This is a genomic window from Massilia sp. 2TAF26 (assembly GCF_052115005.1).
Classification (GTDB): Bacteria; Pseudomonadota; Gammaproteobacteria; order Burkholderiales; family Burkholderiaceae_D; genus Telluria.
This window is the reverse complement of record NZ_JBFRFV010000032.1, coordinates 1-24,315: the sequence shown is the minus strand read 5'-3', so window position 1 is coordinate 24,315 and position 24,315 is coordinate 1. Positions and strand designations below refer to the sequence as shown.

General features: G+C 65.3%; 20 protein-coding genes. 5 read left to right on the top strand and 15 right to left on the bottom strand.

Going from position 1 to position 24,315, the window contains the following annotated elements; all coding sequences use genetic code 11:
* Positions 1–33: 33 nt before the first annotated feature.
* The 6 genes from AB4Z32_RS23660 to AB4Z32_RS23635 all read right to left on the bottom strand — a co-directional run bounded on the left by AB4Z32_RS23660 (position 34) and on the right by AB4Z32_RS23635 (position 9,185).
* Positions 34–738, bottom strand: coding sequence for a response regulator (locus AB4Z32_RS23660; protein ID WP_442124320.1), 705 nt, complete (start codon positions 736–738; stop codon positions 34–36).
* Between the two features lie 56 nt (positions 739–794).
* Positions 795–5,111 carry a two-component regulator propeller domain-containing protein gene (locus AB4Z32_RS23655; RefSeq protein ID WP_442124319.1) on the bottom strand — a complete coding sequence of 1,439 codons (4,317 nt, stop codon included), beginning with the start codon at positions 5,109–5,111 and terminating at the stop codon, positions 795–797.
* A gap of 60 nt (positions 5,112–5,171) precedes the next feature.
* Positions 5,172–6,953 (bottom strand): gamma-glutamyltransferase, encoded by a 1,782-nt coding sequence (gene ggt, locus AB4Z32_RS23650; protein ID WP_442124318.1) that lies wholly within the window; start codon positions 6,951–6,953, stop codon positions 5,172–5,174.
* Between the two features lie 131 nt (positions 6,954–7,084).
* Complete coding sequence (locus AB4Z32_RS23645) at positions 7,085–7,852, bottom strand: 3-hydroxyacyl-CoA dehydrogenase (RefSeq protein ID WP_442124317.1); 768 nt, start codon at positions 7,850–7,852, stop codon at positions 7,085–7,087.
* 93 nt (positions 7,853–7,945) lie between these two features.
* Positions 7,946–8,722: a hypothetical protein gene (locus AB4Z32_RS23640; protein WP_442124316.1), complete on the bottom strand. Its 777-nt coding sequence runs from the start codon at positions 8,720–8,722 to the stop codon at positions 7,946–7,948.
* A gap of 76 nt (positions 8,723–8,798) precedes the next feature.
* Positions 8,799–9,185, bottom strand: a complete 387-nt coding sequence (locus tag AB4Z32_RS23635) for a VOC family protein (protein ID WP_442124315.1) — start codon at positions 9,183–9,185, stop codon at positions 8,799–8,801.
* Positions 9,186–9,321: 136 nt separating this feature from the next.
* On the opposite strand from AB4Z32_RS23635, the gene AB4Z32_RS23630 reads away from it, so the two are divergent.
* Both AB4Z32_RS23630 and AB4Z32_RS23625 read left to right on the top strand, forming a co-directional pair.
* Positions 9,322–10,620 (top strand): acetyl-CoA hydrolase/transferase family protein, encoded by a 1,299-nt coding sequence (locus AB4Z32_RS23630; protein ID WP_442124314.1) that lies wholly within the window; start codon positions 9,322–9,324, stop codon positions 10,618–10,620.
* A gap of 90 nt (positions 10,621–10,710) precedes the next feature.
* On the top strand, positions 10,711–11,235 hold the full coding sequence (locus AB4Z32_RS23625) for a DsbA family protein (RefSeq protein ID WP_442124313.1): 525 nt from the start codon (positions 10,711–10,713) through the stop codon (positions 11,233–11,235).
* On the opposite strand, the gene AB4Z32_RS23620 is transcribed toward AB4Z32_RS23625, so the two are convergent.
* From AB4Z32_RS23620 to AB4Z32_RS23585, 8 genes are all read right to left on the bottom strand, one after another.
* Positions 11,159–13,333: a sodium-translocating pyrophosphatase gene (locus tag AB4Z32_RS23620; RefSeq protein ID WP_442124312.1), complete on the bottom strand. Its 2,175-nt coding sequence runs from the start codon at positions 13,331–13,333 to the stop codon at positions 11,159–11,161. The genes AB4Z32_RS23625 and AB4Z32_RS23620 overlap by 77 nt on opposite strands.
* A gap of 147 nt (positions 13,334–13,480) precedes the next feature.
* Positions 13,481–14,137, bottom strand: coding sequence for an adenylate kinase (adk, locus tag AB4Z32_RS23615; protein WP_442124311.1), 657 nt, complete (start codon positions 14,135–14,137; stop codon positions 13,481–13,483).
* 180 nt (positions 14,138–14,317) lie between these two features.
* A complete protein-coding gene (gene kdsB, locus AB4Z32_RS23610) occupies positions 14,318–15,070 on the bottom strand; it encodes a 3-deoxy-manno-octulosonate cytidylyltransferase (RefSeq protein WP_442124310.1) in 753 nt (250 codons plus the stop codon).
* Positions 15,071–15,078: 8 nt separating this feature from the next.
* Positions 15,079–15,252 carry a Trm112 family protein gene (locus AB4Z32_RS23605; RefSeq protein WP_442124309.1) on the bottom strand — a complete coding sequence of 58 codons (174 nt, stop codon included), beginning with the start codon at positions 15,250–15,252 and terminating at the stop codon, positions 15,079–15,081.
* The gene (gene lpxK, locus AB4Z32_RS23600; RefSeq protein ID WP_442124308.1) at positions 15,233–16,276 is read right to left on the bottom strand and encodes a tetraacyldisaccharide 4'-kinase; all 1,044 of its coding nucleotides are present in this window, start codon (positions 16,274–16,276) and stop codon (positions 15,233–15,235) included. Before lpxK ends, AB4Z32_RS23605 begins: the two co-directional genes overlap by 20 nt.
* Before the next feature lie 74 nt (positions 16,277–16,350).
* Positions 16,351–16,803, bottom strand: a complete 453-nt coding sequence (locus AB4Z32_RS23595; protein WP_442124349.1) for an ExbD/TolR family protein — start codon at positions 16,801–16,803, stop codon at positions 16,351–16,353.
* On the bottom strand, positions 16,803–17,408 hold the full coding sequence (locus tag AB4Z32_RS23590; RefSeq protein WP_442124307.1) for a MotA/TolQ/ExbB proton channel family protein: 606 nt from the start codon (positions 17,406–17,408) through the stop codon (positions 16,803–16,805). The genes AB4Z32_RS23595 and AB4Z32_RS23590 overlap by 1 nt, the downstream gene beginning before the upstream one ends.
* 48 nt (positions 17,409–17,456) lie before the next feature.
* Entirely contained in the window at positions 17,457–17,921 is a 465-nt protein-coding gene (locus AB4Z32_RS23585) for a hypothetical protein (RefSeq protein ID WP_442124306.1), read from the bottom strand.
* A 737-nt stretch (positions 17,922–18,658) separates the two neighbouring features.
* Here AB4Z32_RS23585 and xseA point away from each other — a divergent pair.
* Both xseA and AB4Z32_RS23575 read left to right on the top strand, forming a co-directional pair.
* On the top strand, positions 18,659–20,020 hold the full coding sequence (gene xseA / locus AB4Z32_RS23580) for an exodeoxyribonuclease VII large subunit (RefSeq protein ID WP_442124305.1): 1,362 nt from the start codon (positions 18,659–18,661) through the stop codon (positions 20,018–20,020).
* Positions 20,021–20,101: 81 nt separating this feature from the next.
* Positions 20,102–20,680, top strand: coding sequence for a superoxide dismutase (locus AB4Z32_RS23575; RefSeq protein ID WP_442124304.1), 579 nt, complete (start codon positions 20,102–20,104; stop codon positions 20,678–20,680).
* Here the strand turns inward: AB4Z32_RS23575 and glpD are convergent, their stop codons facing one another.
* Positions 20,681–22,255, bottom strand: a complete 1,575-nt coding sequence (gene glpD / locus AB4Z32_RS23570; RefSeq protein WP_442124303.1) for a glycerol-3-phosphate dehydrogenase — start codon at positions 22,253–22,255, stop codon at positions 20,681–20,683. It lies immediately after the preceding gene.
* A 531-nt stretch (positions 22,256–22,786) separates the two neighbouring features.
* Between glpD and AB4Z32_RS23565 the strand changes: the two genes are divergently transcribed.
* Positions 22,787–24,315, top strand: a 1,529-nt coding sequence (locus AB4Z32_RS23565) for a polysaccharide biosynthesis protein (RefSeq protein ID WP_442124302.1), incomplete at its 3' end; no start/stop codon positions are given.

Here is a 24,315-nt window from a genome sequence, read left to right as displayed (position 1 = left end):
GGCTTGCGGTCTCGCTCTGTGCGGTGACGCCCCTTACAGGGGAGCGAAGCGGCGCGCCGCCTCGATCTTGCGCTGCACCGCGGCGCCGGCAGTTGCGAGTTCGCGTGCGAGGGCGGCGCCCGCCAGCGGCAGTGCGGCCTGGGTCTCCAGCGCGGCGGCGGCGTGCAGCAGGCCGAGGGTGCGGCAGCCTTCGGCCAGGCGCGCGAGGTGGGCGCGGACGGCGTCGAACTGGCCGGCGCCCAGCAGGCGCTCGACCTCGGCGCCGGCGCTCGCCAGCTGGCGCTGCAGGCCGCCCAGGTAGAGCAGCAGGCGGGAGGCGTCGATGCCCAGCCTTTCCATGGTGGCGTCCGGGCTTTCGTGCGCCTGCTCTTGCTGCCGGGCCAGGCTGTCCAGGTAGCCGCGCACCTTGCCGGCGTCGAAGGGCTTGACGATGTAGCCGTCGGCGCCCAGGCCGATCGCCTGTTCCATGGTGGCGCCGTCGCCGGCGGCCGAGACCAGCACGAAAGGCAGGCCGGCAAAGCGCTCGTCGGCCTTGACCCGGGCCAGCAGCTCCATGCCGGACAGGCGCGGCATGCGCAGGTCGCAGAACAGCATCGCCGGATCGACGCCGGCGTCGAGCTGGCGCCAGGCGTCCTCGCCGTCCTCGGCTTCCAGCACCTCGTAGCTGCCGGCGCTGTCGATCATGTGCATCAGCATCATGCGCGACACCACGTCGTCATCGACAATCAAGACCTTCATCGCGTCTCCGCTATTGTTCTTAAGCAAATTATACCCAGTGCCCGGGCGCGCACGATTCACGCCGTGGTTTCCTCGAAACGCGCCAGCACGGCCAGCAGCTCGGGCAGGCGCGCCCTCACCTCGTCCAGGCGGCCGGCGTCGGCTTCGCTCTCGAGCTCGGTGCACAGCCGGTGCAGCTCGGCCTCGCCCAGGTAGCCGGCGCTGCCGCGCATGCCGTGCAGCAAACGGCCGCAGGCTTCGGTGTCGCCGGCTTCCAGCGCCGCGTCGAGCTCGCTGCGCCGGCGCGGCAGGTCGGCGGCGAAGGCGGTGCGCATCTTGCCCATCATGTCGCCGGCACGGCGGCCGAACTTCGGCGAGATGCCGACCGGCGCCGAAGGGTCCGGCAGCGCCGGCCCGCTGGACACGCCGAACATGGCGTCCAGCTCGGCCGTGGTCGGCTTGGCGGCCGGCGCGCGCACCTCGGGCGGCACCATCGGCTGCAGCTCGATCCCGCGCTGCAACTGGCGCTCGATCGCGCGGCTCAGGTGGAAGTGCAGCTGGATGTCGTCGATCGGCTTGGTGAGGAAGGCGTCCATGCCGCAGGCCAGGTAGCGCGAGCGGTCTTCCTCGCTGGCGTTGGCGGTGAGGGCGACGATCATCAGGTGCTGGTCGAGCACCGGCGCCTCCATCGGGCCGCCGGCGCGGATCAGGCGGGTGGCGGTGGCGCCGTCCATATCTGGCATGCGGCCATCCATCAGGATCAGGTCGTAGCGGGTGCGGGCGCAGGCCGCCACCGCCAGCAGCCCGTTCTCGACCACGTCGACCTGGTGGCCCAGCTCTTCCAGCATCATGCGCGCGATGATCTGGTTGGTCGGGTAATCCTCGGCGCACAGCACGCGCAGGCGGTGGGTATGCGGCTCGCGCGCCACCTGCGCCACCACCGGTGGCTGCACGCCATCGGCCAGCGGCAGCACGAAGCTGAAGGTCGAGCCCCTGCCCGGCGTGCTGGCGGCGCCGATCGTCCCGTCCATCAGTTCGACCAGCTGGCGGCAGATCGCCAGTCCCAGGCCGGTGCCGCCGTAGCGCCGGGTGGTGCCGGCATCGGCCTGCTCGAATTTCTGGAACAGGCGCGGCAGCGCATCGGCCTCGATGCCGATGCCGGTGTCCTCGACCGAGAAGCGGATCATGTTGCGTCCCGGCGCGTCGACCTGGTCCTCGGGACGGCGCTCGACCCGCACGGTCACGGTGCCGCTCTCGGTGAACTTGAAGGCGTTGCCGACCAGGTTGACCAGGATCTGGCGCAGCCGGGTCGGATCGCCCACCACGAAGCGCGGCAGGTCGTCGTCCAGGCGGACCGCGAAGCCCACGCTGTGGGCGCCGGCCTGCTCCTCGAACAGGGTGACCACGTGGCCAATGGTTTCGTCGAGGGCGAAGTCGATGTTCTCGGTGGTCAGCTTGCCGGCCTCGATCTTCGAGAAATCCAGCAGGTCGTTGATGATCGCCAGCAGCGACTGGGCATTGGCCTGGCCGCGCAGGATCTGTTCGCGGGTCGTGTCCTTCAGCTGGCCGTCGCGCAAGGCGAAGCCGAGCATGCCGATCACGCCGGCCAGCGGAGTGCGCATCTCGTGGCTCATGTTCGCCAGGAACTCGGACTTCTGGCGCGTGGCGTCCTCGGCGCGCTGCTTGGCCAGATAGAGGCGCTCCTCGTTCTCCTGCAGGGCGCCGTTGGCGCGCGCCAGCTCGTCGGTGCGGCGGCGGACCTGGCGCTGCTGCTCGCGCAGCTCGGCGGTCTGGCGCTCCAGCTGGCGGTTCTGCTGTTCGATGCGCTCGGTACGCGCGCTGACCTGCAGCTCAAGCAGCTCCTTCTGGCGCCGCAGGCCGTCCACGCGGATGCGGAACACGCCATAGCCGATGCCCAGCACCAGCAGGACCACCACGCCGCGGAACCACCAGGTCTTCCAGTACGGCGGCAGCACCGTGATCTTGAAGGAGGCAGGGGCGTCGCTCCAGACCCCGTCCTTGTTGGCGGCGCGCACCTGGAAGGTGTACTCGCCCGGGTCGAGGTTGGTGTAGGTGGCGAAGCGCTTGCCGGCATCGGCGGCGATCCAGTCGTGGTCGAAGCCGAGCAGGCGGTAGGCGAAGCGGTTGCGCTGCGGGGCCGCGAAGTGCAGCGCCGAGAACTCCAGCGTGAACACGGTGTCTTCCGCGGTCAGCGTGATGCCTTTCGCGCTTTCCAGCGGCCAGGACGCCAGGCCCGGATGGCTCTTGTGCACCGGCGCGCCGAAGATCTGCATGCCGGTGATCACGGCGCGCGGCGCGATCAGGTTGTCGTGCAGGGCGCGCGGGTGGAAGGCGGTGATGCCGTTGTTGCCGCCGAAGTAGAGGGTGCCGTCGGGCGCGCGCAGGGCCGAGGCGTCGAAATAGGCGCCCTCGATGGTGCCGTCGGCGGCGTCGTAGTTGCGCCAGCTGCCGCTGACCGGATCCAGGCGCGCGATATTGCTCGAGGTGCTGACCCAGATCTGGCCGTCCTGGTCTTCCAGCATGGCCGCCACGGCGTCGTCGTGCATGCCGTCGCGGCTGGTGTAGCGCTGGAAGCGCGGGGTGCCGTCGCTGCCCACCACCATCTTGTTCAGGCCGACCGCGGTGCCGACCCACAGGTCGCCCAGGTGGTCTTCCAGCAGGTAATGCACCTCGTCGTGGCTGAGGCTGGTGATGTCGGCCGGATCGTGGCGGAAGTGACGGAACTTGCCGGTCGCGCGGTCGAGCAGGTCGAGGCCGTCGAAGGTGCCGACCCACATCCGGCCCTGGCGGTCCTCGAGCATCGGCCGCACGATGTTGTCGGCCAGGCTGGCGCCCTCGGCCGGGTTGTGCTGGTAGGTGACCAGCTTGCCGCTCTTCGGATCCAGCCGGTGCAGGCCGCCGCGGGTGGCGATCCACAGCACGCCGTCTCGCGCCACCATCAGGTTGCGCACGAAGTTGGCGTTGGCGTCGCTGGCGGACAGCGTGCGCCGCGTCAGGCGGCCGCTCTTCGGGTCCAGGTGGACCAGGCCGTTGCGGGCGCCGATCCACAGGCTGCCGTCGCGGTCGACGGCCACCGCGGTGGCCATCGCGTTACCCGACAGCCCGGCCTCGCCCGGCGCCAGGCGCCAGGTCTTTTCCTGGCGGGTGAGCGGATCGAAGTGGTGCAGACCGCCGTTACTGGCCAGCCACAGCTTGCCGCCGGCGTCGGCGACGATGCCGCGCACCTTGTTGTCGTTGAGGGTGATCGGCAGGTCGGGACCGCGCACGATGCGCGCGAAACCGCCGCCGCCGAGGTCGGCGCGCGAGACCCCGCCATACCAGGTGCCGGTCCAGAAGGTGCCGACGCGGTCGCTGTACAGGGCCGACACCTGGTTGTCGCCCAGGCTGAAGTTGTCGGTAATGCGGTGCGGATGGTTCTCGAAGCGGCCGGCCGCCGGCAGCCAGCGGTACAGGCCACTATCGTGGGTGCCGACCCAGACCTGGCGCTCGCCGTCCTGGTAGAGCGCGCTGACCTCGCCAGGCGGCATGCCGTTCGCCACGCCGAACAGGGTGAGCGCTTCCGCCCCGCCCTGCCCCTGGCCCTTGGAATCCAGTGCGCGGCGTTCCAGGCCGCCCATGCTGCCGATCCACAGGCGGTGGCTGGCGTCCAGCAGCAGGGCCTGGACCACGTCGAACTTGCCGCCCTGCGGCGAGCGGTGGTGGTTGAAGCGCATCAGGTCCGGCTCGATGCTGTCCAGCCCGTTCGCCGTGCCGACCCATAGCCGGCCGCCGGGATCCAGCGCCAGCGAGCTCAGATTGTCGGATGCCAGGCTGTCGGCCACGCCGGGCACGTGGTGCCAGGTGGCGAAGCGCTTGCTGGCGATGTCGAAGTGCTGCAGGCCGTCGCTGGTGGCCAGCCACAAGCCTTCCTTGCCGTCGTCGGCAATGGCGCGGATGTGGCGGTTGCCGTTGCCGCGCTTGGCCGGCTCGTCCGGCAGATAGCTGGAAAAGCTGCCGCTGTCCGGATGGTAGAGGGCGAGGCCGCCGTCGGTGCCGATCCACAGCCGCCCCTTGTGGTCGACGTAGAGCACGCGCACCCAGTTGTTGACCAGCGAGCTCGGATCGCCAACCACGTTGCGGAAGTTGGTGAAGCGGTAGCCGTCGTAGCGGGACAGGCCGGACTGGGTGCCGAACCACATGAAGCCGTCGCGGTCCTGGACGATGGCCAGCACCGATTCCTGGGCCAGCCCGTCGTCCACCGACAGGTGTTCGAAGCGCAAGGTCGGGGTCGGCGCAGCGAACGCCGTCCCGCCCAGCAGGCAGGCCAGCGTCAGCAGCAGCAACGCGCAAAGGCGCTGCAGCGAGCGCCCTACCAGGTCATGTTTAGTATCCACAAAGCAAGGGTAGCAAAGTCTGCCGCCCCTTTGTTGGATAAATACACTTTTGCTATCGTTTTAGTCGCCTTTTGCCACACCTTCGCGGCGCGGGTCGGCGCCGCCGAACCACAGCGGCACGCCATGGATGTCCATGCGTTCGATGCCGTGCAGGCCGGAGTTCTGGTCGAACACGCGGACCGTGTGGCCGCGCGCCTTCAGCTGCTCGATCGTGGCAAGCGGGAAGCGCCCCGCTTCGAGCTCGGTCGGGCCGTTGCGGCTGCCGAAGTTCGGCAAGGCGATCGCCTCCTGCACGTTGAGACCCCAGTCGAGGGTGCCGACCAGGACCTTGGCCACATAGTTGATGATCAGCGGTCCCCCAGGCGAACCGATCGCCTCGACGAAGCGGCCGGTCTTCTTGTCGAAGACGATGGTCGGGCTCATCGCGCTGCGCGGACGCTTGCCCGGCTCGACCCGGTTGGCGATCGGACCGCTGGCGTCACGCGAATCGAAGGAGAAGTCGGTCAGCTGGTTGTTGAGGATGAAGCCGTCGACCATCTGGCGCGAGCCGAAGGCATCCTCGACGCTGGTGGTCATCGACAGACCGGCGCCATACTGGTCGACGGCCACGATATGCGAGGTCGAATGCGCCTCGATCGAATTGTCCAGGCCCCAGTTCCAGGCCATTTCCACGCCCGGCGGATTGCCCGCCTCGGCCTTGCCCATCGAGCGTGGCCCGATCAGGCTTGCGCGTTTGCCCAGGTAGTTCTTGTCCAGCAGGGCCGGAATGCCTCGGCCCGGCAGCGGCACGAAGTCGGTGTCGGCGGCGTAGCGGTCGCGGTCGGCATAGGCCAGGCGTCCGACTTCCGATAACAGGTGCACCGCGTCGGCGTTCGGGATGCCGTTGGTGGGTGCCAGCGCCTTCATGTCGCGGGTTTCGAACATGCCCAGCATCTGGGCCACGGCGATGCCGCCCGAGGATGGCGGCGGCATGCCGCAGACCGTGTAGGCGCGGTAGTCGCTGCAGACCGGCTCGCGCAACTTGGGCTGGTAGGCGGCGATGTCGGCGGCGGTGAGCAGGCCCGGATTGGTCGGGTGGCTCTTGACCTTGGCTTCGATGTCGCGCGCGATGCGCCCCTGGTAGAAGACGTCGGCGCCGCCCTCGGCGATCTCGCGCAGGGTGCGTGCCAGCGCCGGATTCTTGAGGACGTGGCCGACCGGCCAGGGTTTGCCGTCCGGGCCGTAGAAATAGGCGCGCGCGGCCGCATCCTTGCGAATCCAGGCGTCGCCGGCCAGCAGCTGGTGCAGGCGCGGGCTGACCTTGAAACCGTTCTCGGACAGGCGGATCGCCGGCCCGAACAGGGTCTTCCAGGGCAGCTTGCCATGCTGCTTGTGGGCCAGGGCCAGCATGCGCAGCACGCCCGGCGCGCCGGTCGAACGGCCGCCGACGATGCCCTCGGTGCGCGACAGGGGGCTGCCGTCCGGGTGCTGGAACAGGTGCTCGTCGGCTTTCGATGGCGCGGTCTCGCGGCCGTCGAAGGCCTGCACCTTCTTGCCGTCGTAGTACATCAGGAAGGCGCCGCCGCCGATGCCGGAAGATTGCGGCTCGACCAGGGTCAGCACCAGCTGGGTCGCGATGCCGGCGTCGATCGCCGTGCCGCCCTGCTTCAGCATCTCGTAGCCGGCCTCGACCGCCAGCGGATTGGCGGCCGCGACCATGTAATTGCGCGCGGCCCAGCCGGACTTCTGCTGGTAGCCGGTGGCGGCTTCGGGGGCGCGCTGGAGTGAATCCTGAGCGAGGACAGGGAATTGGATGCTGGCCAGGACGGCCGCGAGGACGATCAGCTTCGACTTCAACTTCATTCGGTTCTCCGGAAAAAAACAGGGCGTGCAGCCGAAGGTGTTGTCGACCCGCACGCCCGATATCACGGAGCATCCTACATCAAATAAGCAAGTTGCTCACGTCAAGTCCGCGCCTGACTATCCTCTGCCGATTATTTCGGCTGCATCCGGATCGCGCCATCCAGGCGGATCGTCTCGCCATTCAGCATGGTGTTTTCGATGATGGTCCTGGCCAGGTGGGCGTACTCGCCCGGCATGCCGAGACGCTGCGGGAACGGCACCATCTTGCCCAGCGCATCGCGCACTTCCTGCGGCATGCCCATCAGCATCGGGGTCTCGAAGATGCCCGGGGCGATGGTCATCACGCGGATGCCGCTGCGCGACAGGTCGCGCGCCATCGGCAAGGTCATGCCGGCCACGCCGGCCTTCGAGGCGCCGTAGGCAGCCTGGCCGATCTGGCCGTCGAAGGCCGCGACCGAGGCGGTGTTGATGATGACGCCGCGCTCGCCGTGCTCCAGAGCGTCGGTCTTGCCCATGGCGTCGGCCGCCAGGCGGCACATATTGAAGGTGCCGACCAGGTTGATGTTGATCGCGCGCTGGAAGGCGTCCAGCGGGTGCGGGCCGTCCTTGCCGACGGTCTTGATGGCGGGCGCCACGCCGGCGCAGTTGACCAGGCCGCGGACCGTGCCCATCGCGGTGGCGGCCTCGACGACGGCCATGCCGTCCGCCTCAAGGGTCACGTCGCACTTCACGAAGCGCGCCTTGCCATTGCCGAGTTCGGCGGCCAGCTTCTCGCCGGCGTCAAGCTGCACGTCGGCCAGCACGACCATGCCGCCGGCTTCCACGATCATGCGCGCAGTCGCGGCGCCCAGGCCGGACGCGCCGCCGGTCACGATGAATACATTGTTCTGAATCTGCATGCTGCTGTCTCCTCCAGTTTCGAGTAAATCGAGTAACGTTTACGTAAACGTCAACTCCTGGATTGTAGCGAGCTTCAGCGATCAGCGCCATGTTTATAAGCATTGAACGGTCGTGCCGATGCGGGTGCAGGGGCGCCCACTGCTGCTGACGCCGGCGCCGGTGGGGCCGAGGTTGTAGGTGCCGCCGGCGGCGTCGCGGCAGGCTCCGCCGACGCAGGAATTCAGCGGCGCCGAACTCGGCACCACGGGCTCGGGCGCCATGGCGGGCGCCGGCACCGGCACCGCGCCATAGCCGATCGCCGCCGCCTCGCCGCCATCCAGCGGACGCGGCGCCAGCGGACCGGCCGGCTGCCAGGCTTCGCGGCGGCGCTGGGTCCGGCTCGACTGCTTCTGCTGCTTCTGGCGCGGCTGCTGCGACTGCTGGGGCGGGGCCTGGCGGGTCAGGCTGTCGGTCTCGTCATGCACCTCGGCCGGGTCCTTGCGCGTGGGATCGGCGGTCTGCGGCTGGCGCGGGTTCAGGACTGGACCGTAGCTGGGTCCCTGGTTACCGCTCGGCAGCGTCGAGGGCGGCGCCGCGTTCGGAGTCGTACTGCGCGCGGGCCGGGCGGCATCGCTGTGGCCGGCCGCCTCGTCGGCCACGCCGGCATCCTGGTTGGCCCGGTCGGTGCTCTGGGTCCGGGCCCCGGTGGCGGCGCTCTCCTCCTTGCGCAAATAGGATTCGGCCTGCTGCCTGGCTTCCTGGGCCTGCCGCGTCTGCTGCGGACTCTCGACCTGGGGCTGGACTTGGGACTGGCGCGCCTGGGCCGCCGGGACCGTGCCTACAAGCAGCGCGGACAGCGCCAACGCGCCGCATATTCCGATCTGATTCATGGCTCACCTCGATTGGCTGGATGAGGCCATTATCGGCGCGCGCAGTGACGGCAGGCGCGCGCCTGCATGACAGGAATTACTGGCCGGGCGGCGGCTCCCACAGCTCGACCTTGTTGCCCTCGGGATCGATGACCCAGCCGAACTTGCCGTACTCGCCGTCCTCGGTCTTGTCGAGCACCTGGCAGCCCTCGTCGCGCAGGGCCTGCAGCAGCGCGGCCAGCTCATGAACCCGGTAATTGATCATGAAGGGCGCAGTGCTGGGCGCGTACAGCGTGGTGTCCGATGCGTTGATCGACCAGACCGTCATGCCGCCGGTCGGCTTGCCCTCTTCGTCGCTCCAGCTGAAGGCCGTGCCGCCCCAGTCCATGACGTCGATGCCGAGGTGTTGCTTGTACCAGGCACGCAAGCTCACCGGGTCCTTTGCGTTAAAGAAAATGCCACCGATGCCAGTTACCCGTTTCATGCGCTCTCCGTCTCCAAAAATTGTCGAATTAAAACTCTTTCACTGTAGCAGGCCGTCAACTCCCTGTCAGCATCCGGGCCTAGCCTGCTATGCTGGACAGGAATACGGCACCACAGGATAACGACAGGAGACGGCAATGCAGACTCTGCAGGAGATGTACCAGTCGAAACGCGGCAGCGCCCTCGACGCCCTCGATCACTTGCTCGACGGTGACATGATCATCGTGCCCACCGGGGTCGGCGAGCCCCCTTCCCTGCTGCACGCGCTATCCGAACAGTACCGGCGCTTCAACGACGTCAAGGTCGCGCAGATCCTGGCGATGCGCAAGTACGGCTACTTCGAGAAAGCGTGCCGGCCGCACGTGCGCCACGCGGCGCTGTTCTTCGGCGGCGCCTCGCGCGCCGGCGGCCAGGGCGGCTGGTGCGACTTCATCCCGAACTATTTTTCCGAGATCCCGACCCTGATCGAACGTGGCCTGATGCCGGCCGACGTCGTGTTCGCCATGGCCTCACCGATGAGCGCCTCCGGCCACTTCGCCCTCAGCCTGGGCGCCGACTACACGATGGCGGCGGTGGCCAAGGCGCGCGCGGTGGTGCTCGAGGTGAATCCGAACGTGCCCTTCACCCATGGCCAGTGCCACGTCCATCTGTCGCAGGTGACGGCGATCGTCGAGAGTGACGACCCGATCATGGAAGTCGGCCTGCCGAAGATCGGCCCGGTGCAGGAAGCCATCGGGCTTCTCGTGGCCGAACACATCGAGGACGGTTCGACCCTGCAGATCGGCTACGGCGGCATCCCGGACGCGGTGGTGATGCAACTGACCGGCAAACGCGACCTCGGCATCCACACCGAGATGATCGGCGACGGCATCCTGACCCTGGTCGAATCCGGCGCCGTCAACAACAGCAGGAAGACCCTGTTGCCGGGCAAGATGGTGGCCACTTTCGCGCTCGGCTCGCGCAAGCTCTACGAGTTCATGCACCACAACCCGATGCTGGAGATGCATCCGTCGAACTTCACCAACGACCCGTATATCGCCGGCCAGAACGACAAGCTGGTGACGATCAACGCCAGCCTGCAGGTCGACCTGCTCGGGCAATGCGGCAGCGAAAGCATCGGCCACCTGCCCTACTCAGGCACCGGCGGCCAGGTCGACTTCGTGCGCGCCGCCAACCGCTCGCGCGGCGGCAAGTCCTTCATCGTGCTGCCTTCGACCGCCAAGGACGGCACGGTGTCGCGCATCGCGCCGACGCTCTCGCCCGGCACCCACGCCACCACCAGCAAGAACGACGTCAACTATGTGGTGACGGAATGGGGCGTGGCCCAGCTGCGCGGCAAGTCGGCCAAGCAGCGCGCCCAGGCGTTGATTGCGATTGCGCATCCGGATTTCAGGCCGTGGCTGAGAGAAGAAGCCGACAAGATGTGCGTGTTTTGATTCGACGCTCCTCTTGATTCCTTCCCGAAACTCACGGCGGCGATCCTGAGCGCATGCCATGATGCCGCCATCGCAAGCACAGGAGGATCGATGAACCGAGTAGACGACATCGGCACGGACGAACACGTGCGCGGCCCGCAGGATGCCGCGCTGACCTTGATCGAATATGGCGATTTCCAGTGCCCCTACTGCGCGCGGGCACATGCCGGCCTGACCGCCCTGACGGACGAGGTCGGCAGCATCCGCCTGGTGTACCGCCACCTGCCGCTGGCCGGCTTCCACCCGCTGGCCGAACTCGCGGCGGAAGCGGCCGAGGCCGCCGGCAGCCAGGGCAAGTTCTGGGACATGCACGACCTGCTGTTCGAACAGCAGCGCACGGTCATGGACAAGCAGGACCTGGCCGTGCTGGCCGAAAGCCTGGACCTCGACATCGAGCGCTTCCGCATCGAAGTGCTGGAGCGCCGCCATCGCCCGCGCGTCCAGCAGGATCTCGCGCGGGCCCACCATGACGGCGCCACCGGCACGCCGACCTTCTTCATTAACGGCGTGCGCTATCGCGGTGATTCGGATCGCGATTCGCTGCGACGGGCCCTGGAAGAGGCGCTGGGACGCTGACGGCGCGTTCGGCCACGGCGGCCGCCGGGTGCATCAGGCCGGGCTCCGTCACCGCCAGCCAGCCGCCGCCCGCCGGCAGCAGCGGCACCAGCAGCAGCGCGACGATGTTGATGATCTTGATCAGCGGGTTCACCGCCGGCCCGGCCGTGTCCTTGTAGGGGTCGCCGACCGTATCGCCGGTGACGGCCGCCTTGTGGGCATCGGAACCCTTGCCGCCGAAGTGATTGTCCTCGATGTACTTCTTGGCGTTGTCCCAGGCGCCGCCGCCGGTGGTCATCGAGATCGCCACGAACAGGCCGGTGACAATGGTCCCCATCAGCATGCCGCCCAGGGCGATCGGACCCAGCAGCATGCCGACCGCCACCGGCACCACCACCGGCAGCAGGGAGGGCAGGACCATCTCGCGGATCGCCGAGGCGGTCAGCATGTCGACGGCCTTGTCGTATTCCGGCTTGCCGGTACCGGCCATGATGCCGACGATCTCGCGGAACTGGCGCCTGACCTCGACCACGACGGCGCCGGCGGCCCGCCCCACCGCCTCCATCGCCAGCGCCCCGAACAGGTAGGGCACCAGGCCGCCGATGAAGAGGCCGACGATCACCATCGGATTCGACAGCTCGAAGCTGATGCGGGTGCCGCCCGCCTCCAGCGCATGCGTGTAGTCGGCGAACAGCACCAGCGCCGCCAGCCCGGCCGAGCCGATCGCATAGCCCTTGGTGACGGCCTTGGTGGTGTTGCCGACGGCATCGAGCGGATCGGTGACGGCGCGCACGCTGTCCGGCAGGCCGCTCATCTCGGCGATGCCGCCGGCGTTGTCGGTGATCGGCCCGTAGGCGTCCAGGGCGACGATGATGCCGGCCATCGACAGCATGGCGGTGGCGGCGATGGCGATGCCGTACAGCCCCGCCATCGCAAAGGCCAGCAGGATCGCGGCGCAGACCGCCAGCACCGGATAGGCGGTCGCCTTCATCGAGACGCCCAGGCCGGCGATGATGTTGGTGCCGTGGCCGGTGGTGGAGGCTTCGGCGATGTGGCGCACCGGGCGGAACTCGGTGCCGGTGTAGTACTCGGTGATGTAGACCATCGAACCGGTCAGCAGGATGCCGACCAGGGCGCAGCCCAGCATGCGCCAGCGCATGGCGTCGTCCGGCCACACCAGCCAGGTGACCACGGCAAAGCCGATCAGCGACAGCCCGGCCGACCACCATAGCCCCGTGTACAGGGCCGACATGATCTTGTGCCCGGGCCGGTTCTTGACCAGCGAGCAGCCGATGATCGAGGAGATGATCGACACCGCGCCCAGCAGCATCGGGTAGATCACCGCCGTCCCGCCCATCGTCGGCACCATGAGGGCGCCGAGCAGCATGGTCGCCACCAGCGTCACGACATAGGTCTCGAACAGGTCGGCCGCCATGCCGGCGCAGTCGCCGACGTTGTCGCCCACGTTGTCGGCGATGACGGCGGGATTGCGCGGATCGTCCTCGGGAATGCCGGCCTCGACCTTGCCGACGAGGTCGGCGCCGACGTCGGCGCCCTTGGTGAAGATGCCGCCGCCCAGGCGCGCGAAGATCGAGATCAGCGAGGCGCCGAAGGCCAGCCCGACCAGGGGCTGGATGGTGTCATGCAGAGACAGCGCCGGGTCGGCGCGCGCCACCAGGAGCCAGTAGAACAGCGAGACCCCGAGCAAGCCGAGGCCGACCACCAGCATGCCGGTGATGGCGCCGCCGCGGAAGGCCACGTGCAGGGCCTGGTCCAGTCCGAGTGAGGCGGCCTGGGCGGTGCGGACGTTGGCGCGCACCGAGACGTTCATGCCGATGAAGCCGCAGGCGCCGGAAAGCACGGCGCCGGCCAGGAAACCGGCCGCGGTCAGACCGCCGAGAAGAAAGAAGATGAGCACCAGCAGGATCACGCCGACGATGGCGATGGTGCGGTACTGGCGCGCCAGGTAGGCCGACGCGCCCTGCTGGATGGCCAGCGAGATTTCCTGCATGCGGCCGTTGCCGGGATCCTGTTGCAGGACCCAGCTGCGCGACCACAGCCCGTAAAGTACCGCGATGACGCCGCATGCGACGGCGAAGCCCAGCTGTGTGGATGCCATATCGTCCCTCCCCCATTGTCCTTCGATCAAGTACTACTATTACTTACGCGAGTAATGCGAACTTTGATCCAAAAACCTGGACGGATGGCACGACGTCATCCGGAGCCAACGGGCGGCCGCGTTCTGCGGGCGCGCCCGGATAAGCGATTATTCAGCCAGTGCGGCGAAGGCGGCCTCGCGCACCTGCTCGACCGGGCCCACGCCCGAGATCTTGCGGTACTTGGGCGCACCCGGCAGGCCCGACTGCGCCCACTTGTTGTAGTAGCCGAGCAGGACTTCGGTCTGGTTGTGGTAGACGGCCAGACGCTTCTTGACGGTTTCTTCCTGGTCGTCGTCACGCTGGACCAGCGGCTCGCCGGTGACGTCGTCCAGGCCTTCCACCTTCGGCGGATTGAACTTGACGTGGTACACGCGGCCCGAAGGCTGGTGGGTGCGGCGGCCGGTCATGCGCTCGACGATCATCTCGTCCGGCACGTCGATTTCCAGCACGTAGTCGATGTTCACGCCGCTTTCCTTCATCGCGTCCGCCTGCGCGATGGTGCGCGGGAAGCCGTCGAACAGGTAACCGTTGGCGCAGTCCGCCTCCTTCAGGCGCTCCTTCACCAGGCCGATGATGATGTCGTCCGACACCAGCTGGCCCGCGTCCATCACCTTCTTCGCCGCCAGGCCCAGCTCGGTGCCGGCCTTGATGGCTGCACGCAGCATGTCGCCGGTGGAGATCTGGGGAATATTGTATTTTTCTTTAATGTAATTCGCCTGAGTGCCTTTACCGGCGCCGGGGGCTCCTAACAGAATGAGACGCATGAAGGATTTCCTAAAAGGTGTTGAAGACGGTCATCATTTCTGATGGCCGAGTTTGATGCATATTTGACTAGCTTGATCCGAAAGTTACCACAAAAGCAGGCCCCGACGCCACTGCCGGAGGGCCATCGCAGGGTCTGCTTGACATGGCGCAGACCGCTAGCGCCATGGTTTCCATCAGGATCAAGATGCGAAGTAAGAACGTACCCGCGCCAGGTCTTCCGGGGTGTCTACCCCAGCCGCAGGGGCGCTGTCGGTGACGTGGACCGCGATCGGCACGCCATGCCAGAGCACGCGCAACTGTTCCAGCGCTTCGATCGTTTCGAGCGGGGAGGGTTCCAGTTGCGGATACTGCTGCAGGAAAGCGTTGCTGTAAGCATACAAACCGATGTGGCGCAGCGGCACGTAGCCGCCCGGCAAGGCGTCGCGGTTCTGGGCGAAACCGTCGCGGTGCCAGGGGATGGTGGCGCGCGAGAAGTAGAGGGCGCGGCCGAGCTTGTCCAGCACGACCTTGACCACGTTCGGATTGAAGGCGTCCGCCGCGTCGTGCAGCGGATGGGCGCAGGTGGCCATCGGCACCTCGGCGCCGATGCGGGCCGCGCAGGCGGACAGCAGGGCCGGGTCGATCAGCGGCTCGTCGCCCTGCAGGTTGACCACGACGGCATCGGCGGGCAGGCCGAGGGTGCGCGCCACTTCGGCGATGCGGTCGGTGCCCGACGGATGGCTTGCTTCGGTCATGCAGGCTTCGACGCCATGCGCGGCGCAGGCGGCGAGGATGTCGGCGTGGTCGGTGGCGACCACGATGCGCGCGGCGCCGGACGCTTTGGCGCGCTCGGCCACGCGCACCACCATGGGCTTGCCACCGAGGTCGGCCAGCGGCTTGTTCGGCAGCCGGGTCGAAGCCAGGCGCGCCGGGATGATGACGATGAAGCTCATGAGGCGATTCAGACGGCCGGTTCGACCTTGCGGGCCTGGTCGGCCCACATGATCGGGATGCCGTCGCGGATCGGATAGGCCAGGCGGTCCGGGCGGCAGATCAGCTCCTGCGCTTTCTTGTCATATTCGAGCGGGCCTTTGCACAGAGGGCAGACCAGGATATCAAGCAGTCGGGCGTCCACGACATTTCTCCACGATTTGAGCGGCCAGCGCAGGGTCGATCTGCGCCGTGACCGGGACGACCCACAGGCGCGGGTCGTTGTTCAGGTGTTCAAGTTGCCGACATTTTACTGCATCCTTCTCGGTAATCAGGATGAGCCCGGCGCCCAGGTCCTGGAAAGGATCGTCCAGGAAGTCGTGGTGGTCGGGCAGCGGCAGCTCCTGCGGCGCCAGGCCGGCATTCCGCAGCATGGCGAAGAAGCGTCCCGGATTGCCGATGCCGGCCGCGGCCACGACGCGCTTGCCGGCCGCAACGCCGGCCAGCTCGGCCAGCGGCAGGCGCCGCGCCGGATCGCAGAGCTGCTCGGCATGATCGCCCGCCAGCCGCATCTGGTAAGGCCGGCCGCCCACCGCCAGCGCCAGCGCCGGCGTCAGCTCGGGCGTATTGACCACCGTAAAATCTCGGCGGCGCGAAGGCGGCTCGCGCAGCGGCCCGGCCGGAAGTAGCCAGCCGTTGCCGACGCCGCGACCGTCGAACAGCACCAGCTCGACGTCGCGCCGCAGCGCGTAATGCTGGAGCCCGTCGTCCGTCACCAGCACGTCGACCCCGGGATGGCGCGCCAGCAGATGGCGGCCCGCCTCGGCGCGGCGGCGCCCCACCACCACCGGGCAGCCGGTGCGGGCGGCGATCAGCAGCGGTTCGTCGCCGACTTCGCGCGCGCTTGATCCGGCCAGCACCTCGCGCGGACCGCTGTCGGCATCGCCGCCATGGCCGCGCGAGATCACGCCCGGGCTCAGGCCGGCTGCGCGCAGCTGCTCGACCAGCCAGATGGTCAGCGGGGTTTTACCCGTACCGCCGATGAAGATATTGCCGACCACGATGACGGGCACCGGCAGGCCTTCGGATGGCAGGATGCCAAGGCGGAACAGGCCCGCGCGCAGGGCCGCCAGCAGGCGGAACAGCAGGGACAGCGGCCACAGCGCCAGGGCCAGCGGGCCGCGCCGCAGCCAGGCGCGGGTGAGGGTTGATTCGAGGGAGGATGCCATATCAGGAACGATACGCGTTACCGCATAAACGTCGTTCCCGCGAAAGCGGGGACGACGGTAGCTTGGCGCCGTGTTTACTTCTGCCCGCCCGTCTGCGCCGCGAACGTCAGCTTGTCATACCCCGCCATGCGCGCCGCTTCCAGCACATTGATCACCATCTGGTGCATGGCAAACTGGTCGGCATTCACGATGATCACCGGGTCCTTGACCGGATTGGCCAGCGGCTGGCCGTCCGCGCCGGTGCTTGCCGCGCGCTTGAGGTCGTCGGCGAGGCCGGCCACGCCGTGGAAGGACACCGGCAGGTTATTCACAGTGTAATTACCCTTGGCATCGACGGTGACGTTGATCTCGAAGGGCTTGTCGATCGCCTTCTCGGCGTCGGCGGTCGGCAGGGTGATCTGCAGCTCGGTGAACTTGCTGTAGGTGGTGGTGACCATCAGGAAGATCAGCACCACCAGCAGCACGTCGATGAACGGGATCAGGTTGATCTCCGGATCCTCGCGCTTGCGGCCGCGGCGGAAGTCCATCATTTGCGGGCACCGTGGACGACGTCGACGAATTTCACGGCCTTCAGCTCCATATCCATGATGAAGCTGTCGACCAGGGCGCGGAAGTGGCGGTAGAACACCAGGGCCGGCATCGCGATCGCCAGGCCGAAGCCGGTGTTGTACAGGGCCACCGAGATGCCGTGGGCCAGCTGGGCCGGATTGGTACCGGACGCATTCTGGGCGCCGAAGATCTCGATCATGCCGACCACGGTGCCGAACAGGCCCATCAGCGGCGCCAGCGAGGCGATCGTGCCCAGGGTGGTCAGGAAACGCTCCAGCACATGGGCCACGCCCCTGCCCGCCTCTTCGATCGACTCCTTCATCACGTCGCGCGGGGCGTCGACGTTGCGCAGGGCCGCGGCCAGCACGGCGCCGAGCGGCGAGTTGGTCTGCAGCTTGTCGATGATGTCCGGCGTAACCTTGCCGCTGCGATAAACCTGAATGACTTCGTCGAGCAGCTGGCGCGGCAGGATTTTTTCGCGGCGCAAGTAGATCAGGCGTTCGATGATCAGCGCCAGTGCGATGATCGAGGCAATCAGCAACAACCAGATGGGCCAGCCGGCGGCTTGGAGAATGGCGAGCAAAAGGAACTCCTGGGTGAATGGAAAACGGTGCGTATGTGTATAGAAAAACTATACGTGAACGAATTCCGCAATGTAACGTGTTGCCCGCTTTGCGGCAAGTAGAGTTCTGCACACTTTCTGTGGATAAAAGTGTGCGCAAGCCTGCCACCGACAGGCAAGTTCTTTGATTCTTAAAGGATATTTTTCCATGCGTAAAAACATGGCACCCTGATCGAGGGATTTCCAATACGCAACAAAGTCCTCTTGCGACAAGGACACTTGCCCACAATTTCTGTGGATAAATTTGTGTGAAATAGCCTTTCCACAAGGTAAGTTATTGATTTTAATCAGGTAAATTTTCCCGATGAAAAATTTAGCAGGGCGGCGACCGGATTCCGCCCCTTCAGCCGAGTCTGTTTCTTCACATTTTTTGTGGACAAAATTGTGCGCAAGAGCAAATACCCGCCGTAAAGCCTTTGATTCATAAGGAAAAAATGGCCGAGCCCGTTTTTTGGGCAGGATGGGGTTCTCCACACCGCCCCGGTCTTTGCACACAAATTGTGGAAAACGATGTGAGCAAGGCCACTCAATCAAGCCTAAGCGTTTGAATTCAAAGGAAATAGCTCGTTGAGCCTAAAATTTAGGCAGAACCGGGGGCTTCCCAGTGCTGGTATAGTCCCATCCCTGACGATGCCAGGGCCGGAATGCCGTGACATCGGTCCGATACCGCCGACGCGACGAAGCGAAACAGTGGACATCCCCAGGCAGGCAGGATTCTTCACAAATTTTGTGGAAAAGATTGTGAGCAAGGCGCTTGATCGATATCAAAGTATTTGAATTTAAAGGATAATTTATCTCTGCAGAATTTTTAGGCAGGCGCCGGCTTGTGCACAACACCCTGCCCTGGCCGCCCGGATAGCCCGGGTGTGCACATAAATTGTGGAAAACGATGTGAGCAAGGCCCTGAACAGCAGCCTAAGTACTTGATTGCCTTAAGAAAACATATGCATGCCTTATTTTTATGCAAGCGGGATCGCCGAAGCGCTTATCCACTTCCTCACAGATTCTGTGGATAAGATTGTGGCCAAGTGCCGGCCGGACTCGACAAGTCTTTGATCCGTAAGGAAATTTTGTTTCTGCATCGAAATCAGGCAGCCAAAATAAACATTAAAAATCAACTGTTTACAAAAACAATTTGTTGTACACCCTGAGATATGGCGCCCGTATCGGGCCGCCCTATTTTTGTGGACAGTTCCATTTAGCTCATCCATATGCTGACTTCCTCCGACGCCGATCAGGCCTACGCCGCCCCGCCCGTCCTCACCGTCACCGCGCTCAACCAGCAGGTCGCGCGCCTGCTGGAACGCTCGTTTCCGCTGGTGTGGATCGGCGGCGAAATCTCGAACTTCACCCGCGCGGCGTCCGGACACTGGTATTTCACGCTGAAGGATGACGCCGCCCAGGTACGCGCCGTGATGTTCCGCGGCCGTGCCCAGTACGCCGGCTTCACGCCGCGCGAAGGCGACAAGGTCGAGGTGCGCGCCCTGGTCACCCTGTACGGCGCACGCGGCGACTACCAGATCAACGTGGAGGCGATCCGGCGCGCCGGCGTCGGCGCCCTCTACGAAGCCTTCATGCGCCTGAAGGACAAGCTGTCGAACGAAGGCCTGTTCGACCAGGAGCGCAAGCGTCCGCTGCCGCTGTTCACGCGCGCCATCGGCATCGTCACCAGTCCCCAGGCAGCGGCCCTGCGCGACGTTCTCACCGCGCTGCGGCGCCGCGCCCCGCATGTGCGGGTGGTGCTCTACCCCGCCCCCGTGCAGGGCCAGGGCGCGGCCGAGAAGATCGCCGAGGCCATCGCCACCGCTTCCCGCCGGCGGGAAGTCGACGTGCTGCTGGTCTGCCGCGGCGGCGGTTCGATCGAGGATCTCTGGAGCTTCAACGAGGAAGTGGTGGCGCGCGCCATCAACGCCGCCGCGATGCCGGTGATCTCGGGCGTGGGCCACGAGACCGACTTCACCATCGCCGACTTTGCCGCCGACCTGCGCGCGGCGACGCCGACCGCCGCCGCCGAGCTGGCCGCCACCGCGCGCGACGAGTGGATGAGCTCGCTGGAAGCGGATGCGGACGACCTGCGCCGCGCCATGGACCGCATCCTGTCCGAGGCCAACCAGGGCCTGGACAAGCTCAGCAGCCGGATGATCAGCCCCTCCGACCGCATCGCCAACCAGCGCCTGACACTCCTGGGCATGGCCAGCGGTCTGACGCATGCGGTGCGCGCGCCCATCAACCGGAATGGCGTGCTGCTGGCCCAGCTGCAGCAGCGCTGGGCCCGCCACCTGCCGGACCTGCGCTCGCTGCGTACCCTGCTGGCGTCGGAGCGGCGCCAGCTGGTGTCCGGCATGACGGGCCAGCTGCGCCAGCGCCGCGAAGCGCTGGCCGCGCTGTCCGCCCAGCTGGAGCTGCTGAACCCGCAGCGCACGCTCGAGCGCGGCTATGCGATCGTCCGCAATGCCAAGGGCAAGGTGCTGCATTCGCCTGGCCAGATCAAGCCGCGCGACACCATCATGGTGCGCCTGGCCGAGGGCAGCGCCGAGGTCGGCGTGGCAAGCGTGCAAGATCTGCTAGAGTAATCTGCAACCTTTTCGCATCCGGTTTAGAATAGCGACCGTTTCGGAAGAACGACCCGTTTCCAACCAATCAAGGAATAAGACATGGAACATACTCTGCCGCCGCTGCCGTACGCCAAGGATGCCCTCCAGCCGACCATGTCGGCTGAAACCCTGGAATTCCACTATGGCAAGCACCACCAGGCCTACGTGACCAACCTGAACAACCTGATCAAGGGCACCGAGTTCGAAAACCTGTCCCTGGAAGAAATCATCAAGAAATCGCAGGGCGGCGTGTTCAACAATTCCGCCCAGGTGTGGAACCACACCTTCTTCTGGAACTGCATGGCCCCGAACGCCGGCGGCGCCCCGACCGGTCCGGTCGCCGACGCGATCAACGCCAAGTGGGGTTCCTTCGACAAGTTCAAGGAAGAGTTCCAGAAATCGGCCGTGGGTAACTTCGGTTCGGGCTGGACCTGGCTGGTCAAGAAGCCGGACGGCACCGTCGACATCGTCAACACCTCGAACGCCGGCACCCCGCTGACCACCGAGAACAAGGCCCTGCTGACCGTCGACGTCTGGGAGCACGCCTACTACATCGACTACCGCAACGCCCGTCCGAAGTTCGTCGAGTCGTGGTGGAACATCGTCAACTGGGACTTCGTGAACAAGAACTTCGCGTAATCACCTCAGCCGCTCAGGCTTGGCGCCCAGCCAAGCCTCCAGGCGCCGCACGCCGGCTACATGCATTTGCGCTTGCATGTGCAAACCGAGCTTGGTGCGGCGCCACAGAATATCTTCCGCCGTCTGCGCCCATTCCTGCCTGACCAGCCAGTCCGCCTCGACTTCGAATAGACCTGGCACGATTTCTTCTCCCAGATCCGCGCGGCTGCGGCAATGGCCGAGCATGGCGCTCAACCTGGTACCGTAGGCGCTCGCATAGCGGGCTACCAGCGTTCGCGGCAAGCCGGCATACTGCTGCTGGCGCGCTTGAATCCATGCCTTGGCCTCCCGCACTGCGCGGGCACTGGGCTGGCGCCCGAACAGGTCGCCGCCCGGCAGGCAGGCTTTGTCGGTCCAGCCCGGCACATGGCGGCCCAGCGCAGGCGCGATCCAGTCCACCGCCTGCTCGGCCAGCTTGCGGAAGGTTGTGACCTTGCCGCCGAAAACGGACAGCAGGGGTGCGCCGTCCAGGCAGGTCTCCAGCCTGTAGTCGCGGCTGGCGCTCTGCGCGCTCATTGCTCTGCTACCGCCCTCCTCCCCGATCAGCGGCCTGACACCGGCATAGCTCCATACCACGTCCTTCGGTGCGATCGGCTGCGCAAAAACCCGGTTGATGGCTGCGCACAGGTAATCGATCTCCGCAGCCTCGACGGCCACACGGTCGAGGTCGCCCCGGTAGTCGGCGTCGGTGGTACCGACCAGGGTGAACTGGCCTTCGTAGGGAATGGCGAACACGATGCGGCCATCCGGCTGCTGCAGAATGTAGGCGCTGTCGTGCTCGAACAGGCGCGGCAGCACGATATGGCTGCCCTTGATCAGGCGTAGCGGGCGCGGGCGCGCGCCCGTGCCGGCCAGGCCAAGGAAGCTCGCGGCCCAGGGACCGGCGGCGTTGACCAGGCAGCGTGCCTTGACACGGATCTCGATGTCCTTTCCCAGTAGCGTGGCCACCCAGCGCTGCGGCTCGCGCACCAGGGCGGTACAGCGAGTGCGCGTGAGGACGGTGGCGCCGCGCTCGCTTGCATCGACGGCAGCCAGCACGACCAGCCGGGCATCATCGACCCAGGCATCGGAATAAGCGAAGGCATGCGTGTAGCGCGGCTGCAATGGCGCCCCGGCCGAGTGCTCGTGCAGGGCAATCATTTCCGAACCTGGCAGAAAATCACGATGCGCAAGGTGGTCATAGAGGAACAGGCCAGCGCGGACCAGCCAGGCCGGACGCTGGCCGGCCCCACCGCCGCCAGCAGCATGCGGCATAAGGAATCGCAGCGGACGCATGATGTGCGGACCGCTCTTCAGCAAGACCTCGCGCTCAGCCAGCGCCTTGCGCACCAGGCCGAATTGATATTGCTCCAGATAGCGCAAACCACCATGGATCAGCTTGCTCGACGCCGACGAGGTGTGCTGGGCCAGGTCATCCTTTTCGCACAGTACTACCCGCAGCCCACGCCCGCTGGCATCGCGCGCGATGCCGGCACCATTGATGCCGCCGCCCACCACCAGCACGTCGCAATCGATGCATCGTGAACGTTCGCTCATGTTCCATTCTCGTTTTGCAGGATATGGAAATTCTGGATGCCATTTTACGTATGGCAAAAGCTGTGCAAGAAAACGACAAATAGAGTTTATATCGTTGAGTAAATCTTCGCACTAAACCCGTCACCGCCGAACAACGATCTAGTCATGCATATCAAGATTAATTTCTTGGCCTGCCGAAATAAATTATGTAGCTCCAGCTTCAGAGGCCACATCCTGGCGCGTGAGGACAGCGCGATATCCCGACATCTTGTCGATCATATATCCAAAGCTGTCGACACCCAAGTTTTCCTTCCTCTTCCGTAAATTTTCATTCCATTCGGTCACTCATCACTAAGACAGATATTCTTCTGCAGCCTTGAGCCTGATCAAATCGCGAAAACGCTACCTGCGCAAATAATCAACAAATAGAGAAATAGATTTCACGCATTAGCTCTAAAGATATTTTTTCTTGGAATAAATTTAATTTCATAAAAAAAATTTACTTAATTAAATTTATAGAGCAATTCTGAACCCAACATAAGATCCGTCATCATGCCAAGATTAAATAGCGCCAACAATCATATTGGAATCAAGCACTTGTGTTCAAAGTTGGTTTCATTGCATCGGACAAAGAAAATGGCTTTGATGATCATGGCAGACCTGATCGCACTGCCAGTCTGCTTTCTCATTGCCCTGTTACTGCAGGGTGGCGACCAGAAGCTTCTCTTCAGTTTCGGCCCGGGCTCCTATGCATTGATTGCTGCAATTACAATTGCCACGTTTTCCGTGTCAGATCTTTATCGCGCCGTCATCCGCTTTATTGAACATCGCCTGCTTGGCATCACAGGGATATCACTGGCCATCGCTATCCTCTGTGTCTATATTGTTATGGCTTTTATTCACGAGGAAAGCTTTCCACGTAGTACCCTGGCCATTTACTGGTTCATCGTGTTTTCCTATGTTATTGCCTCCCGCGTCGGCGTACGGAATCTCCTGCGTCATCAACATGCACATACGGGGTCAGATCCCGAGTTGGTGGCAATCTATGGTGCCGGCGAAGCCGGAGCCAAATTGGCTACCACCATGCGCACCAGCGAGGAATACCGTCCGGTCTGCTTCTTCGATGACAAGCACGCACTGAACGAACGTAAGATCGGCGGCTTACGCGTCTTTAATACCGAGCGCCTGGCGGAAGTCGTCAACACCATGCACATCCGCTCGATCGTCATCGCGATTCCGTCGGTGTCTCAGGAGCGCCTGCGCGACATCATGCAGCGCATGGCCCAGACTGGCGTCAGCACCAAGATCCTGAGCCGCCTGGTCGACCTGGCGGACGACAGGGTCAGCTCGCACAAAGCCATCCGCGAACTGAAGTTCGAAGACCTGCTCGGCCGGCCGCCGGTGCCGCCGCGCATCGACCTGTTCGCCCGCTGCGTGCGCGGCAAGTCCGTGCTCGTGACCGGCGCCGGCGGCTCCATCGGCAGCGAGCTATGCCGCCAGATCGTGACCGTCGCGCCGAGCCGCCTGCACCTGCTCGACCACTCCGAGTTCGCGCTCTACACGATCCGCCAGGAGCTGGCCACCCGCTTTCCCGACATCCCCATCGAAGCCCACCTCGGCTCGGTATGCAATGCCGACCTTGTCGAGCGCATCCTGCGCGACGGCAAGGTCGACACCATCTACCACGCCGCCGCCTACAAGCACGTGCCCCTGGTCGAGACCAATATCGTCGAGGGCCTGCGCAACAACGTGGTCGGCGCCCAGGTTGTCGCCTCCCAGGCCGCCAAGCACCGCATCGAGACCTGCGTGCTGATTTCCAGCGACAAGGCGGTGCGCCCGACCAACATCATGGGCGCCAGCAAGCGCATCGCCGAACTCATCTTCCAAGCGGCCGCGGCGAGGCACGGCAGCAATACCACCTTCTGCATGGTTCGCTTCGGCAACGTGCTCGGTTCGTCCGGCTCGGTGATCCCGCTGTTCCAGCGCCAGATCGCACGCGGCGGTCCGCTGACCATCACCCACCCGGAAGTGTCGCGCTACTTCATGCTGATCCCCGAGGCCGCCCAGCTGGTGATCCAGGC

Bases quoted from the DNA above. Each gene is read 5' to 3' on its own strand.
- adk (WP_442124311.1), bottom strand. From the start codon at position 14,137: ATGCGTCTCATTCTGTTAGGAGCCCCCGGCGCCGGTAAAGGCACTCAG.
- AB4Z32_RS23575 (WP_442124304.1), top strand. From the start codon at position 20,102: ATGGAACATACTCTGCCGCCGCTGCCGTACGCCAAGGATGCCCTCCAG.
- AB4Z32_RS23595 (WP_442124349.1), bottom strand. From the start codon at position 16,803: ATGGACTTCCGCCGCGGCCGCAAGCGCGAGGATCCGGAGATCAACCTG.
- AB4Z32_RS23640 (WP_442124316.1), bottom strand. From the start codon at position 8,722: ATGAATCAGATCGGAATATGCGGCGCGTTGGCGCTGTCCGCGCTGCTT.
- AB4Z32_RS23635 (WP_442124315.1), bottom strand. From the start codon at position 9,185: ATGAAACGGGTAACTGGCATCGGTGGCATTTTCTTTAACGCAAAGGAC.
- AB4Z32_RS23630 (WP_442124314.1), top strand. From the start codon at position 9,322: ATGCAGACTCTGCAGGAGATGTACCAGTCGAAACGCGGCAGCGCCCTC.
- AB4Z32_RS23620 (WP_442124312.1), bottom strand. From the start codon at position 13,333: ATGGCATCCACACAGCTGGGCTTCGCCGTCGCATGCGGCGTCATCGCG.
- ggt (WP_442124318.1), bottom strand. From the start codon at position 6,953: ATGAAGTTGAAGTCGAAGCTGATCGTCCTCGCGGCCGTCCTGGCCAGC.
- AB4Z32_RS23660 (WP_442124320.1), bottom strand. From the start codon at position 738: ATGAAGGTCTTGATTGTCGATGACGACGTGGTGTCGCGCATGATGCTG.
- AB4Z32_RS23645 (WP_442124317.1), bottom strand. From the start codon at position 7,852: ATGCAGATTCAGAACAATGTATTCATCGTGACCGGCGGCGCGTCCGGC.
- glpD (WP_442124303.1), bottom strand. From the start codon at position 22,255: ATGAGCGAACGTTCACGATGCATCGATTGCGACGTGCTGGTGGTGGGC.
- lpxK (WP_442124308.1), bottom strand. From the start codon at position 16,276: ATGGCATCCTCCCTCGAATCAACCCTCACCCGCGCCTGGCTGCGGCGC.
- xseA (WP_442124305.1), top strand. From the start codon at position 18,659: ATGCTGACTTCCTCCGACGCCGATCAGGCCTACGCCGCCCCGCCCGTC.
- kdsB (WP_442124310.1), bottom strand. From the start codon at position 15,070: ATGAGCTTCATCGTCATCATCCCGGCGCGCCTGGCTTCGACCCGGCTG.
- AB4Z32_RS23625 (WP_442124313.1), top strand. From the start codon at position 10,711: ATGAACCGAGTAGACGACATCGGCACGGACGAACACGTGCGCGGCCCG.